Origin of the sequence: Corynebacterium gottingense (genome assembly GCF_007559235.1) — a bacterium.
Classification (GTDB): domain Bacteria; phylum Actinomycetota; class Actinomycetes; order Mycobacteriales; family Mycobacteriaceae; genus Corynebacterium; species Corynebacterium gottingense.
In genome coordinates, this window is record NZ_VMHH01000001.1 from 476963 (window position 1) to 490556 (window position 13594).

The following is a 13594-nucleotide window of genomic DNA, read 5'->3' on the forward strand; positions in this document are numbered from 1 at the left end:
CCGCGGCAGCTTCACGCTTCCCCCTCCCCGGCGCTTGCCGGAGCCCTTTCGCTGAGGCTGTCGAGCAGCTGAGCCACGTGGCCGTCGCGACCCCGATTCCACCACGTGTCCTCCTTGTGTTTGCAGAGCCCTCCAGGCTCTCCGGCGTTTTTACCGATGAGCTGGCCGGTGCAGGTACCTCATCTTAGAAGTTTGATGCGACGTTTGGTTGGTACGGCGCGACGTTATCAATCTGCGCGTGAGCCGGGGGCGACGACTGTCCTGCCTGCCCCTGCTGTGCCGGTGCCGCCGACGGGCGCTGGCCGGCGTTGCGGCTGCCACCCGGGGTTGCGGTGAGCGCGTCGCCGATCTCTGCGGTGGCCTTCTTGTCACTGGAAGCGCGGCCAGCGGGCGCGTTCTCGCTGTTGACGTCGATGACCTTCGCGTTTTTCTCCGGGTCGAACTCGCGGCGGGTATTGGCCTTGCCGTCCGCCGCGACGTCGACAATGCCCGGCTCGGAGGCGACGAGCATGCCCTGATCCGCCGCGTTTTGCGCCAGCTCCGCAGAAGAACGGCGCTGCTCGAGGTCGCGGTTGAGGGTTTCCACCGAACTCTTCAGATCGCGCTCCTGCGACTGCAGCTTCTCGATCACGAAGGACTGGCTGGTGGCCAGACCTGACAGCACCATCGCGATGATGACGCCGACGATGAGCAGCGGCAACCCCACCGAAGACACGACGGAGAAGCGGCGCTTCGCTGCGTCGGCCGGCGCCGCGACGCGGCGGCCGCGCACCGTAACCACCTGCTGCGAGCCGAGGCGGCCGCGCGACTTGGTGTGCGGAACGTGCGGCTTGACCGGGCGCCCGCTCGGCTTCACGCGCGAGCCCGCGCGTCCTCGCGCGGCGGATCCACCGGCGCGGCTTGGTCGTTCAAGCGTGTCGGTCGATCCTGTTGCGGTGAAGTCTCGTGCTCCCATGTTTCGATTCCTTTTCGGCCTTGTCCAGTCGAGTCAGCTACTGGTTGGGAAGTTGGTGGTTGGGAAGTTGGTGTGCAGGGCGTTGCAATGACGGATCCTGCGGTGCTGAATCGTTCGGTGCGGAGACAGGTGCGGCGTTGTCCGCACACAGTCTCTCTATTCCTCGCACTCGAACGGGAGCGGCGCGCGGGTTACGCTCTATTTCTTCTTCGGAAGCCTTCTCCGCACCGTGGGTAATCGGCGCGAACTCCGCGGCGGTACCAGGCAAATCCATCGGCAGCCCGGGCGGGGTTTTCGAAGTGGTCAAATCACGGAACGCAGCTTTGATGATCTTGTCCTCGTGGGACTGGTAGCTCATAAACACCACGCGACCACCAGGCGCAAGCAGGTCCGTGACCACGGGGATCACGCCGCGGATCGCATCCAGCTCTCCGTTGACCTCGACGCGAAGCGCCTGGAAGGTGCGCTTTGCCGGGTGGCCACCGGTGCGCCGGGTCGCCGCCGGAATCGTGTTGTACAGCAACTCCACCAGTCGGGCGCTGGTGGTGAACGGCTCCCGCTCACGCTCTTTAAGCACCGCGGAGGCGATCTTGCCCGCGAAGCGCTCGTCCCCGTAGGTCTTGAGCACCCGCGCCAGGTCACCGTGGCTGTACGTGTTCAGCACGTCAGCGGCAGTAATGCCGTGCGAGGGGTCCATCCGCATATCCAGTGGCGCGTCCACGCGGTACGCAAACCCGCGCTCCTCCTGGTCCAGCTGCATCGATGACACGCCCAGGTCAAAGAGGGCACCGGCCACGCCGACCTCACGGACGAGGTCAAAGGCGGAGCCGGCAGCGCCAGCGATTTCCGCACCCATGTCGTCGAAGCGCGCCTGCACGGGGGCGAAGCGATCACCGAACGGGGCGAGCCGCTCTGCCGCCTGCGCCAGCGCGTTCGGATCACGGTCTACACCGATCACGTGCGCATCAGGGAACGTGCGGAGGAAGTGTTCGGTGTGTCCGCCGGCGCCGAGTGTGGCGTCGATAAGCACTGCCTTCGCACCAAGCTTTTCGACGCCCGGCGCCAGCAGTTCGGCCATACGATCGCGCATCACCGGCACGTGCCCGTGATTTGCCGCGACGGAGTAATCCATCGCCGAAAGGTTGTCATTCATCCGAGGATCCTCCCTCCGTCTCACTTGCCGCTTTCGTATCGCCCAAATCCCACGAATGGGGAGCGCATAGAGCCCTGCCCGAGGCGGCAGTTCTGATGTCGGGGAAGTACACCAGAACGCTTCACGCCCCGGACAGAGTCCGTACACGCTCTCCGTCAGTAGTCACACGCCTACTGCCGGGTAGTCAGCCCTACAGCAGACCGGAGAGAATGTCGTCATCGTCCGCCGCTGAGAAGGCGGCTTCAGTCTCTTCTTGGTACTGAGCCCAAGACTCAGCGTCCCAAATCTCGAGAAAATCCACCGAGCCGATGACCACGCACTCCTTCGTCAGGGAGGCGTACTCCCGGTGCGCCGGCGACAACGTGATGCGACCGGAACCGTCGAGCGTCTGCTCATCCGCGCTGGCAGCCAGGTTACGAATGAACGCGCGCGCCTTCGGGTTCGTCCGGGACGCCGCCGCAGCCTTTCTGGCCCTGGCGGTGAACTCCTCCCGCGGATACACCGCGAGCGAATGATCCTGCCCCTTGGTCACCATCAACCCGTCCGCGAGCCCCTCTCGGAACTTTGCGGGCAGCGTCAGGCGCCCCTTGTCGTCCAGCTTGGGAGTGTAGGTTCCCAGAAACATCCGGCGACCCACCTCTCCTTCACCTTCGGAATCGGCTCTGAAATTTTCTCTGCGCCAATTCGTGCCGCACACGTAGTCAAGATGCACGCCACTCCTTCACGCATGGCCCACTTTAACCCACTTTCCCCCACTGACGCCACACCACGCGGGAAAATTCTTTTCACGTCGCGCATTTTTCCTGTACATCAGGCACGTTTGGCGGTGGGGCGCGGACCCCGGCCAGTGAAGATCCGGCGCCACATTGGTCGCTTTTCGACGCCCCTACCCCACCATCACCACACGCTCCTCCAGCCCCTCCACGCGCCCGAAGTGCAAAAGCGCAGGAAAATCGCTGAGCCCGAGGGTGCGCAGGCACCTCGAACGGCGACTGCGGTGGGGACAAGTGGCGGAGTGGGAGAAAGTGGGGCGTCGCGGTGGGGCAAAGTGGGTGGCCCACAGAGCGTGCGGGAACACCGGTGATGCGTTACGGGGGGAAGAAGTCTGGTCGGCTCGGCGCGTTGCCGGAGGCATTTTGCCTGTTTGACGAGATCTCCATGACGAAGATACGAGGATTTCCTAACGACTTCGTCACGGTGATCTCGTCATCTGGGCGTCGAAATCGTTGTCAGAGCGGACGAGGCGTCCTGGCTCATGGCCGGCCGGCGCCAATGGTGGGGCGGTGCTGACCGCCCGGGGCCGGAAAGAGCCTGAGAATCCGTAGTGAGTGTTGGCATAAAAAAGCGCACCCCAGAACGGGGTGCGCTGAGCAAATCTGCGGGGCAACAATTCCCCGGGCAGTGCCTACCGGCTGTCTACTGTCGATCCTCGAAACGGCGGCGGAAACTCTCCTCCATCGACGCGCCACGGCGCGACTGCGGTGCCGCGTTCGCCTGCTGCGGGCGGAGGTGCGGGGACGGGGTTGCGGGCGTACGCAACGCCATGACGCCACCGAACATCATCACGCCGAAGCCCACGATACTGATGAGCACCATCCACACGCTGACGGTTGCGAGCGCGACACCGCCGAGCAGGAGCACGAGGCCCAAAACCATCAGCGCGACGCTACGGAGGGTGATCTTGCCGGACGGCTGACGGCCTGCATAGTCAGCGTCTTGCGCGACCGAGCTCCCGAACTGCGGGTCCTCGGCGAGAAGCGACTGCTCGATCTCTCGGAGGGCGCGCTGTTCCTGTTCAGAAAGAGACAATGGCTTCACTCCCCAGCTATACGGCGTGTTGACCGCACTCAATCGGTGGTTGAATCGCCCCGGCGGCGAATCATCTTATGGGTACAACGGTCATCCTACTCAGATTGTTCCCGCCGGAGAATCGGTTCAGCGAACCGTGCTGATTTGCCGTTCGTCCACAGCGCACCCCGCCCCCATGCCGCCGTACTAGGCCACCAGTGGCGGTTCCGCACCAAACTCCGGCAGGGACGCCAGATAGAACTGCTCCGCCTCGTCCAGCAGCGCCGTCACCTTGTCCATCTCGGGGCGCTGCTGGATGCCAGAGGCCACGCGACCACGCAGCGCCGAGTAACCACGAAACGTCGCCGCCCACCGCTTGCCGCCCGGGCCGGTGAGCGCCAGCTTGTCCCACGCGCTACTTGGCAGCCGCTTTCGCCGGCGTATCTCCGGCGCGGTGGCGCACACCGCTCCCGCAGTACGCAGCGCAGCCAGGTACGCCTGCTCAAGAGCGAGCGCCTCATCCCCCGCCTCGAGCTCCTCGTGGGCCTGCGCCAAGAAGGCGTCCGCGGCGGCAAGGAAGCGGTCGCGCTTGGCGGTGGAGGACGCGGAGCGGGTCGTTGCGGAGATCACGCTGGCAGTGGTGGTGGTCATCGGTCAGTCCTTTTCTATTGGGATGTCGTTGGTGTTGACCTTAAGGTGCGGGGCGAACACAGTGGCGTCGATAGTCGCTCAACTGTTCGAAGTTGTGGCTTTTTCCACGGTGGAAGTATCGGCATGGTTCGATGGAGACGTGACCGTAGACATTCGCCCCCTGAGCAACGCTGAATTCGCGTACCTTGCACCGCAGCTCGTGGACATTTACCTCGACGCGATGGAGTACCCGCGCTCGATCCGTCCCGAGCGGATCCACGTCTGGCGCGGCGAAGTCACCACCCCCGGGTTTGTCGCTTTCGCCGCCAGCAGCGGCGAGCACATTCTCGGCGTGGCTTACGGATTTCTGGGCAGCCGCGAGCGTTGGTGGGACCGACAGCTCGTCCGCGCGATGCGGGAAAACGGCGGGCCGACCAACCACGACCGCGCGATCCTGCGCAACTACTTCGAGGTTGCGGAGGTCCACGTCTCCCCCAGCGCCCAGGGGCAAGGCATCGGCGCGCAACTCCTGCGCGCGCTCCTCAAGGCGACACCTGCACCCCACGCGCTGCTGTCCACCCCGGAGGTCGAGCAGGAGGCCAACGCCGCCTTCCGGCTCTACCGCAGGTTCGGGTTCACCGACGTCGCCCGCGGCTTCTACTACTCGGGAGACCCGCGCCCGTTCGCAATCTTGGGACGCACCCTGCCGCTGCCGTCCGACGGGTAGGTAATCTTGCGGTAGCACGACGCCCCCACACTCATGAGATACAAGGAGTCCACACCGTGGCCGATAGGAGCACCCCGCTAGACCAGATCCCCGCGGCTGTGGAAGCACAACTCCGTCAGTTCTTTGACCAGCAGCGCGAACCGGTCGCCCGCATCGGCGAGCCCGTCACCAACGCGGTAGCGCACCTGGAGCGATTCGTCCTGGGCGGCGGAAAGCGCATCCGCCCGCTGTACGGTTGGGCAGGCTTCGTCGGAGGCGGAGGGCTCGAGCGCGGCGGCTCGGCACCCGCGGAGGACCCGGAAGCAGTCCTGCGCGCCGTCAGCGCGCTCGAGTTCATCCAAGCCTGCGCTCTGGTCCACGATGACATCATTGATGCCTCCGACACCCGGCGCAGTAACCCGACGGTCCACCGCGCCGTGGAGGCCGAACACCGGGCCGCCGGCAGGCGCGGCGACGCCGCCGCCTTCGGCGAACACGCCGCCATCCTCATCGGAGACCTCGCCCTGGTGTGGGCCGAGGACATGTGGCGCTCTTCGGGCCTGAGCGACGCCGCCCTCGAGCGCGCCGCAGCGCCCTGGCGCGGGATGCGCACCGAGGTCATCGGCGGCCAGTTGCTCGACATCATGCTCGAGGCGCAGGGCAGCGAGTCCATCGAGCTTGCGGACCGCGTCAACCGCTTCAAAACCGCCGCCTACACCATCGAGCGACCGCTCCACCTCGGCGCCGCCATCGCGGGCGCGCCTGCCGACACCATTGAGGCGTTCCGCGGCTACGGCCACGACATCGGCATCGCCTACCAGCTCCGCGACGACGTCCTTGGCGTCTTCGGGGACTCCGCCGTCACCGGCAAGCCGGCCGGCGACGACCTCCGCGAGGGCAAGCGCACCGTCCTCTTCGCCACCGCGCTCCAGCTGCTCGATGAGTCCGACCCGTCCGCCGCGGCCGAGTTACGCGCCGGCATCGGCACCGCCACGGCGCCTGAGGATCTGGCCCGGCTGGCGGAGCTGATTGCGGAAAGTGGGGCGCTGGAGGGCGTCGAAAAGCGAATTGAGGCCCTTACTACCTCGGGGCTCGCGCACCTGGAGACCGCCAACATCGACGACACCGTGGCCGACACCCTGCGGCAACTGGCCATCAAGTCCACGGAACGGCGCGCCTGATGCAGCGCACGCTCTGGCTTGGCGTCGCCGCCAGCGTGTGCATCGCGCTTGGCTCCTACGGCGCGGGCGCAACGCGCAACCGCAGCGGGCTGATGCGGGAACTGGGCCTCGACGCGCTGACCTACGGCCACGGCCGCGGACTCATGGACGGCCTACTCACCGTGGGCATCCTGGGTCTTCTCGTGGCCTGGCTGCTGCTCGGCCGCGCCCGCCCCGGCCTGCGCGCGACGCGACTGGCCACCTGCGCCTGGACCGCACCGCTCGTGCTCAGCGGGCCGGTGCTGTCGCGCGACGTCTACTCCTACCTCATGCAGGGGGCAATGCTTCGCGACGGCTACGACCCCTACACCGAGGGCGCAGCTGTCAACCCGGGACCGTACCTCTGGGAGGTCAGCCACGACTGGCGCAACACCACCACACCGTACGGCCCGCTCCACCTCGGGCTGGGCAAGGCGATTACCTCGGTGGTCGACGACGACGTCACCGCCGGGCTGGTGGCTTACAAGCTCATCTCGCTCGCCGGCTTCGCCCTCATCGTGTGGGCGGTACCGCGGATCGCCTGCGAGCTCGGCGGGAACGCGGAGTTTGCGCTGTGGATCGGCGCCACAAACCCGGTCATGCTGCTCCACCTCGTCGGCGGCATGCACAACGAATCCGTCATGGTCGGCCTCGTCTCGGCCGGCTTGCTCGCGTGCATCGCGCCGGAGCGACGCCGATTTGCCTGGTCCACCGCAGGCATCGCGCTCATCGCGCTCGCCGTATCCCTGAAGGCCACCGCGGCGATCGCGCTCCCCTTCGTCGTCTGGATCCTCCTCGCGCGCTACGCCGGCGGCGCGCACACCAGCTGGCCGCGCCGCGTGGGCGTGTTCACCGGCAGCGGTGCGTGGACCGTCGCCGTCACGGCCGCGGTGGTCAACCTCGTCACCGTGCTTTCCGGATCGTCGTGGGGCTGGGTCGAGGAGATCTCCGGCAACTCCAAGGTGGTCAACCCGTTGGCCGGGCCGACGCTGCTCGCCGAGCTCATCACGCCGATCGCGCAGCTGATCAACGAGGACTTCCACTACAACAGCGCCCTCGCCGCCACCCGCGCGGCCAGCGGGATCCTCATGCTCGCCGGGCTCGTCGTCGTGTGGTGGTACTTCCGCCCCAAGGACAGGACGCTTGCCGACGCCACCGCCGTCGCCGGCACCGCCGCCGCCTACGCCGTCGCCTTCGTCGCCAACTCGGTGACGCTGCCTTGGTATTACGCGTCGCTCATCTCACTGGTGGGCACGTTCCGAGCCCCGGCGTGGGTCAAGCGGGTCGCGGTGGGCGGCTCCGTCGTCATCGCGCTCGCGTTCACGGGCAGCGGCAACCACCGCTTCTACGACCCGTGGTTCCTCGTGGTCGCGCCGTTCGCGGCACTTTTGTCGGTGGTGCTGGTGTGGCCGCGCGGTGGCGTCGATAAGCAGATCGGCGCTAGAACGCCATCGCCTGCGCGCGCCTGATCACCTCGCGCGCGCCGTGGCCGTGCAGGGCGTCGATCGGGCGGCCCGGGAGTGAATCGTCCGGGGTAAACAGGTAGGCGAGGATCTCCTCCTCGGAAAATCCGCCGTCGTAGAGCACCGTGATCGCACCGGTGATGAACTTGCTCATCTCGCCGTCGCTGAACAGCACGGCCGGGATGTACTTCTTACCGTCCTTGCGGTAGACCACGAGCTTCTTGCCGTTCACGTAGTCATGCACCTTGGTCACGGGGATGCCGAGCATCTCCGCAACGTCGGGCATGGTGAGCAGTTCTTCGCCAGCGAGAAGATCATCAAGAGTATTCACGGAACCGTAGTTTAGCGCCGAGCGGCGGGTGTGCACCATACTGGTCAGCATGCGTGGAGGAGACTACCTGGACAACCGATACGTGATCGACAGGCCGATCGCGCGTGGCGGCATGGCCACCGTGTACCGCTGCGTGGATACCCGGCTCGGGCGCGAGGTCGCCGCAAAAGTCATGCACGAGCAGTACGTTCATGACCCAGTGTTCCTCGACAGGTTCCGCCGCGAGGCCCGCGCCATGGCGCAGCTGTCGCACCCAAACCTGGTCAACGTCTACGACTTTTCCGCGCAGGGCGACACCATCTTCCTCATCATGGAGCTCATCACCGGCGGCACGCTTCGCGAGCTCCTCGCCGAGCGCGGCCCGATGCCGCCGCACGCGGCCACCAGCGTGCTCCGCGGCCTGCTCACCGGGCTCGGGGTCGCGCACGCCAAGGGCCTTGTCCACCGCGACATCAAGCCCGACAACGTGCTCATCAGCGCCGACCACCAGGTCAAACTCGCCGACTTCGGGCTCGTGCGCGCCGCCGCTGAGTCGCCGCAATCTACCGACCAGATCGTGGGCACCGTGTCCTACCTCTCGCCGGAGCAGGTCAACGGCTCCGCGATCACGCCCGCCTCAGACGTCTACTCCGCCGGCATTGTCCTTTTCGAGCTCCTCACCGGCCGCACCCCGTTCACCGGCGACACGCCGCTCGCCCACGCCTACGCACGCTTGCAGGATGATGTGCCGCCGCCGTCGCAGCTTATCGACGGAGTGCCCATGCTCTTCGACGAACTCGTCACCACCGCGACAGCCCGGACCCCCTCCGAGCGGTTCCGCGACGCCGGGGAGTTCCTCGATGCACTCGACGACGTCGCGCGCGACCTGCGCCTTCCTGCCTACACCGTGCCGGCCCCAAAAAACTCGGCCGCAAACCGCGCCGCCGCGCACCCCACGCGCTTCGGCTCCCGGCCGCGCCCTCCTCGCACTCAGCGCCCCAACGGAGCAGGATCCACGCGCGCCGTCCCGCAGGCCGAGCGGCGCCTGTTCCCGGATGCCCCGGGCGCTGGGGCCGCGGCTGCAGTCCCGCAACCCGCCCCGCAACCGGTGCCCGTGCCGACGCGGCAGGCTCCCGTCGCGCCGCCACCCACGCAGCGGCGGCCAGCACCGGCGGCACCGCCAGCCGCGCGCGGACCGCGCCCCAAGGTGCGGCGCGTGTCCAACCGATCAGGCCTGGGGATTGTGGTGTACGTGCTGTTCGCGGTTGCGGTCACCGCAGCCGTCGCCGTCGGCGGTTGGTGGTTCGGCTCGGGCCTCTACGGCGAAATCCCTCCCCTGCTCAGTTCCGCGCTGGGCGGGTGAGGAAGGGAGGGATCGCGCGGGGGCGTCGAGAAGCGAATGGCGCTTAGTAGCGCAGCATCTCCGCGACGAGGAAGGCCAGCTCGAGGGCCTGCTCGGTGTTCAGACGAGGGTCGCATGCCGACTCGTAGCGGCCCGGCAAGTCCACGTCGCTGATGTCCTGCGCGCCGCCGAGGCACTCAGTGACGTTCTCCCCGGTGAGCTCGATGTGCACGCCGCCCGGGTGCGTGCCCAGTTCGCGGTGGACCTCAAAGAAGCCCTGGACCTCATCAATAATCTTGTCAAAGTGGCGCGTCTTGTAGCCGTTGGACGAGGTGAACGTGTTGCCGTGCATCGGGTCCGACTGCCAGACGACCTTGTGGCCGGACGCCTCGACCGCCTTGACAATGCCGGGCAGGACCGTGCGGACGTTGTCGTGACCCATGCGGATCACCATGGTCAGGCGGCCCGGCTCGCGGTTCGGGTCGAGCTTGTCCGCGTAGGCGACAGCCTCCTCCGGGGTCACCTTCGGGCCGAGCTTGATGCCGATCGGGTTATCAATGAGCGCCGCGAAGTTGACGTGGAAGTCATCCATCCCGCGGGTGCGTTCGCCAATCCACAGCTGGTGCGCGGACAGATCGTAGAGGTGCTGCTTGCCGTCCTCGCCGTCAGCCAGGCGCAGCATCGCGCGCTCGTAATCAACCAGCAGCGCCTCGTGGGACGCGAAAATCTCGGAGGTGCGCAGGTTGTAGTCGTTGACACCGCAGGCGTCCATGAACGCGAGCGAGCGAGAGATCTCGCGGCCGAGCGCCTCGTAGCGCGCACCCGCCGGCGAGTTGGTCACGAACTCGCGGTTCCAATCATTGATGTTGTGCAGGTCAGCGGTGCCAGAGGCGACCAGAGCGCGCACCAGGTTCATCGCTGCGGACGAGTTTGCGTACGCGCGGACCATGCGGGCCGGGTCGTGGCGGCGGGACTCCTCGGTCGGTTCCACGCCGTTGACAATGTCGCCGCGGTAGTTCGGCAGACCGTTCGCGTCCAGATCGGACGAGCGCGGCTTGGCGTACTGTCCCGCAATGCGGCCGAGCTTGACCACCGGCATCGACGCGCCGTACGTCAGCACCGCCGCCATCTGCAGCAGCGTGCGCACGTTTGCCCGGATGTGCGGCTCCGTGTTGGACTCAAAGGTCTCGGCGCAATCGCCGCCCTGCAGCAGAAACGCCTTGCCCAGCGCGACGTTCCTAAGGTGCGACTTCAGCTGGTGTATCTCCGGCGCGAGGACCACAGGCGGAACGGACTCGAGGATCTTGCGCACGTTGCGGGCCTGATCTGGGTCCCAGCTCGGCTGCTGCTTCGCGTCGCGCGACACCGCGTCCTGAAACTGCTCGTTCAGGTCCCCCGGCAGCGGCGGAAGATCGGGCAAAACGTCTTTAGGGATGTCAATAGTCCAACTCACGTTCTCATTCTTAGCACACCGGTGAGGGGCACAAAATGAATTTGCGGACTTTTATGCGTGGCCAAGAGAGGGGTCACGGAACGCGGTGACCCGGCCCTTTGCGTCCAACGGCAGCACTTCCGCGCAGGCGCGGTACTTCTTGACGTTATGGCGGGCGTCGACAAGCGCATCGTGGCTCCCCTTCGGAACCCGCGGAAGCTTCGGCCGGCCGGCCATCTCCCAATACTGCTTCAGCTCGTGGGTGAAGTGCGGCAGCTCGCGCGGGTACGCGCTCATGTCGCCCCACATCTGCGCGAACAGCACGTGGTCATAGCCGCCAACCCACGCCCAGAGGTGCGGCGTGGAGGAGTCAGCGGTGAGGAAGTCGAAGACCTCATCGCGGATCGTGCGCAGCGGCTTCCACCGCGGGTCGCTCTCCGGTGGCAGCTTACGCAGCACATTGCGGACGACCCAGTCGCCGGCGCGGGAGGCGTCGAAGTCGCGAGAAACCGCGTAGTACTCGCGGCCATCCTCGGCGACGATGCCGATGGACACCAGCTCGATCGTCGAGCCGTCCTCAATGAACTCCGTATCGTAGAAGTACTTCACCTGCGCACACAGGCCTTCCTAGTTTCAGGGTGTAAACATTTGCTACTCGCTCGGGCGATCATCCAAGCGGATCGGCAGGCGCTCCTCACGCCGAGCGCGACTGCGCGGCCAGAACATCACGACCGCGACGATGGCGACGGCGATCGGTGCGGCAATCGTCGTGTGAAAGCCGGTTTGCGACGCAACAATGTAGAGCGCCACCGTGACTACCACCAGCACGATGCGGGTGAGGAGATCCTTGTCCATGCTCTTCATGCTCACCTACTTTCCCTCCGTCGTTGTTTCCGGCTCGGTGCCCGGCGGGTACGACCCCGTCGCGGCGAGGGACTCCTTGACCTCGCTGGCGTAGACGTCAACATAGTCGTAGCCCGTCAGCTCGGCGAGCCGGCGCATGAGGTAATCCGTAAACGGTCGGGCCACGTCGCGCGACGCCGGGTCGAACCCGTTCTCCGCGGCCCACGCGTGCGGGTCGATCTGCTCACTGATCTCAATGTGCACCTTCGCCGGGCGCGGGAAGTTGGTGCCGATCGGGTTGGCGTTGCGGGTGCCCACCATGCCGGTCAGCACAACGGGCGCTCCCGTTTCCATCGCGATGCGCGCAACGCCCGTGCGCCCCTTGTACACCCGGCCGTCCGGCGAGCGGGTGCCCTCCGGGTAAATACCAAAGAGCTCTCCGCTGTCCAGCACCCGCGTCGCGGCGTTGAGCAGGGCATCGCCCGCATCCGCGCTCTGGCGATCCAGCGGGACCTGCCCCACCGAGGAGAAGAACCACTTCTGCACCGCGCCTTTCACGCCGGGCGTGGTGAAGTACTCGCTCTTCGCCGGGAACGTGAGCTGCCGGCGCACCATCAGCGGCAGGTAAAACGAGTCCATGACGGCCTGGTGGTTGGACACCATGATCGCCGGGCCGCGCTCCGGAATGTTGTCCGCGCCGTTGATCGTCGGGCGATTCCACACAATGAGGAACGGGCCGAGCACGGCCTTAAACAGTGAATACCACCGGTTTGTCATTGCGTTTGCTCCCTCATCAAGATTTCAGTGCTCGCCGCGCAGCATCTCGCGCGCGAGGTCAGCCACACCGATCATACCGGCCTGGGGGCCGAGTTCCGCGCACTGGATGTCCGCCACCGGGCGGTACCCAGACCCGACCATCGTGTTCACCATCGTTTCCCGAGCAGTGTCAATGAACAGGTCGGCGTCCTCCGACACCCCGCCGCCCAACACGATGAGGGCGGGGTCGAGCACGTCAGCGACGATTGACAGTCCGCGCCCCAGCCACGTGGCAAAGCTGTCCACGGCGGCCTGCCCCAGCTCGTCGCCGGCGCGCGCCGCGGCCATCACGTCACGCCCCGTTGCACGCTTGTCCACCACCTTGCGGTACAGGCCACAGCGCTTGTAGCAGCCCTTCGCCGCGCTCTCTATCGCGCAGTCCACCAGCGAGCTCCCCGACGCGTAGCGCTCGAGGCACCCTTGCTTGCCGCAGGAGCAGACCCGCCCGTCCGGGACGACGGTGATGTGGCCAAACTCCGGGGCGGTGCCGAAGGACCCGCGGTAGATCTCGCCGTGGTGCATCAGTGTCGCGCCGATTCCCGTGCCCACGGCGAACAGCACCCACGTGTCGGCCGACTTCGCGGCGCCGAAGCGGTACTCGCCCCAGGCCGCCGAGTTCGCGTCGTGCTCCAAACGCACCGGCAGGCCAAGGGCGTCACTGAGCTCGCGTCGCAGCGGGTGGTCGTCGCGCCACGGCAGGTGCGGGGCGAACCGCACGATCTCGCAGTCGGGGTCGAGGAAGCCGGCAATCGCCAGGCCGACAGCACCGATGTCGTACGTCTCGCGTAACTGGTTGACCAGCTGCACGATCCCCTGCGTCATTTCAGGTCCGGTTTGTGGCGTCTGCGTCTGCGCCGAGTCAAGAATCCGCCCCGCCGAATCCACGACGGCGGCGCGCAAGTTCGTTCCGCCGATGTCAAAACCGAGCGTGAGCGTTTCGTCCGTTGCCATAGCCCA

At 66.5% G+C, this 13594-nt stretch carries 13 protein-coding genes and 2 pseudogenes; 4 read left to right on the forward strand and 11 right to left on the reverse strand.

Features of this window, described 5'->3' with window-relative positions:
• Positions 1 to 184: 184 nt before the first annotated feature.
• The 5 genes and pseudogenes from ftsL to FPH17_RS02220 all read right to left on the reverse strand — a co-directional run bounded on the left by ftsL (position 185) and on the right by FPH17_RS02220 (position 4547).
• Positions 185 to 955: a cell division protein FtsL gene (gene ftsL, locus FPH17_RS02200; protein ID WP_203085497.1), complete on the reverse strand. Its 771-nt coding sequence runs from the start codon at positions 953 to 955 to the stop codon at positions 185 to 187.
• Between the two features lie 148 nt (positions 956 to 1103).
• A pseudogene (gene rsmH / locus FPH17_RS02205) lies at positions 1104 to 2087 on the reverse strand (16S rRNA (cytosine(1402)-N(4))-methyltransferase RsmH); the annotation flags it as partial.
• A gap of 211 nt (positions 2088 to 2298) precedes the next feature.
• Positions 2299 to 2733: a division/cell wall cluster transcriptional repressor MraZ gene (mraZ, locus tag FPH17_RS02210; RefSeq protein ID WP_038591497.1), complete on the reverse strand. Its 435-nt coding sequence runs from the start codon at positions 2731 to 2733 to the stop codon at positions 2299 to 2301.
• Between the two features lie 791 nt (positions 2734 to 3524).
• A complete protein-coding gene (locus tag FPH17_RS02215) occupies positions 3525 to 3917 on the reverse strand; it encodes a DUF3040 domain-containing protein (RefSeq protein WP_095534976.1) in 393 nt (130 codons plus the stop codon).
• Positions 3918 to 4103: 186 nt separating this feature from the next.
• On the reverse strand, positions 4104 to 4547 hold the full coding sequence (locus tag FPH17_RS02220; RefSeq protein WP_095534888.1) for an SAV_6107 family HEPN domain-containing protein: 444 nt from the start codon (positions 4545 to 4547) through the stop codon (positions 4104 to 4106).
• A gap of 139 nt (positions 4548 to 4686) precedes the next feature.
• Here FPH17_RS02220 and FPH17_RS02225 point away from each other — a divergent pair, with 139 nt between their 5' ends.
• From FPH17_RS02225 to FPH17_RS02235, 3 genes are read left to right on the forward strand one after another with little or no spacing between them, the layout of a single operon-like run.
• The gene (locus FPH17_RS02225) at positions 4687 to 5253 is read left to right on the forward strand and encodes a GNAT family N-acetyltransferase (protein ID WP_154878501.1); all 567 of its coding nucleotides are present in this window, start codon (positions 4687 to 4689) and stop codon (positions 5251 to 5253) included.
• A gap of 56 nt (positions 5254 to 5309) precedes the next feature.
• Positions 5310 to 6413 carry a polyprenyl synthetase family protein gene (locus FPH17_RS02230; RefSeq protein ID WP_154878502.1) on the forward strand — a complete coding sequence of 368 codons (1104 nt, stop codon included), beginning with the start codon at positions 5310 to 5312 and terminating at the stop codon, positions 6411 to 6413.
• Positions 6413 to 7900 carry an alpha-(1->6)-mannopyranosyltransferase A gene (locus tag FPH17_RS02235; RefSeq protein WP_154878503.1) on the forward strand — a complete coding sequence of 496 codons (1488 nt, stop codon included), beginning with the start codon at positions 6413 to 6415 and terminating at the stop codon, positions 7898 to 7900. Before FPH17_RS02230 ends, FPH17_RS02235 begins: the two co-directional genes overlap by 1 nt.
• On the opposite strand, the gene FPH17_RS02240 is transcribed toward FPH17_RS02235, so the two are convergent.
• Positions 7872 to 8264, reverse strand: coding sequence for an Rv2175c family DNA-binding protein (locus FPH17_RS02240; protein ID WP_095534892.1), 393 nt, complete (start codon positions 8262 to 8264; stop codon positions 7872 to 7874). The genes FPH17_RS02235 and FPH17_RS02240 overlap by 29 nt on opposite strands.
• 1 nt (position 8265) lies before the next feature.
• Between FPH17_RS02240 and FPH17_RS02245 the strand changes: the two are divergent.
• Positions 8266 to 9546: pseudogene (locus tag FPH17_RS02245) on the forward strand (protein kinase domain-containing protein); the annotation flags it as partial.
• A 64-nt stretch (positions 9547 to 9610) separates the two neighbouring features.
• On the opposite strand, the gene FPH17_RS02250 reads toward FPH17_RS02245, so the two are convergent.
• The 5 genes from FPH17_RS02250 to FPH17_RS02270 are packed head-to-tail and all read right to left on the reverse strand — an operon-like array spanning position 9611 to position 13588.
• The gene (locus tag FPH17_RS02250; RefSeq protein ID WP_154878505.1) at positions 9611 to 10999 is read right to left on the reverse strand and encodes a class II 3-deoxy-7-phosphoheptulonate synthase; all 1389 of its coding nucleotides are present in this window, start codon (positions 10997 to 10999) and stop codon (positions 9611 to 9613) included.
• Between the two features lie 51 nt (positions 11000 to 11050).
• Positions 11051 to 11587 carry a polyadenylate-specific 3'-exoribonuclease AS gene (locus FPH17_RS02255; RefSeq protein WP_154878506.1) on the reverse strand — a complete coding sequence of 179 codons (537 nt, stop codon included), beginning with the start codon at positions 11585 to 11587 and terminating at the stop codon, positions 11051 to 11053.
• A 42-nt stretch (positions 11588 to 11629) separates the two neighbouring features.
• Positions 11630 to 11848, reverse strand: coding sequence for a hypothetical protein (locus tag FPH17_RS02260; RefSeq protein ID WP_133065241.1), 219 nt, complete (start codon positions 11846 to 11848; stop codon positions 11630 to 11632).
• Positions 11849 to 12598: a lysophospholipid acyltransferase family protein gene (locus FPH17_RS02265; RefSeq protein ID WP_154878507.1), complete on the reverse strand. Its 750-nt coding sequence runs from the start codon at positions 12596 to 12598 to the stop codon at positions 11849 to 11851.
• A gap of 24 nt (positions 12599 to 12622) precedes the next feature.
• Positions 12623 to 13588, reverse strand: a complete 966-nt coding sequence (locus FPH17_RS02270) for an ROK family protein (protein ID WP_154878508.1) — start codon at positions 13586 to 13588, stop codon at positions 12623 to 12625.
• Between the last annotated feature and the right edge of the window lie 6 nt (positions 13589 to 13594).

Coding starts and splice junctions, on each gene's coding strand:
- ftsL (WP_203085497.1), bottom strand. CDS start 955: ATGGGAGCACGAGACTTCACCGCAACAGGATCGACCGACACGCTTGAA.
- FPH17_RS02220 (WP_095534888.1), bottom strand. CDS start 4,547: ATGACCACCACCACTGCCAGCGTGATCTCCGCAACGACCCGCTCCGCG.
- mraZ (WP_038591497.1), bottom strand. CDS start 2,733: ATGTTTCTGGGAACCTACACTCCCAAGCTGGACGACAAGGGGCGCCTG.
- FPH17_RS02235 (WP_154878503.1), top strand. CDS start 6,413: ATGCAGCGCACGCTCTGGCTTGGCGTCGCCGCCAGCGTGTGCATCGCG.
- FPH17_RS02265 (WP_154878507.1), bottom strand. CDS start 12,598: ATGACAAACCGGTGGTATTCACTGTTTAAGGCCGTGCTCGGCCCGTTC.
- FPH17_RS02270 (WP_154878508.1), bottom strand. CDS start 13,588: ATGGCAACGGACGAAACGCTCACGCTCGGTTTTGACATCGGCGGAACG.
- FPH17_RS02240 (WP_095534892.1), bottom strand. CDS start 8,264: ATGGTGCACACCCGCCGCTCGGCGCTAAACTACGGTTCCGTGAATACT.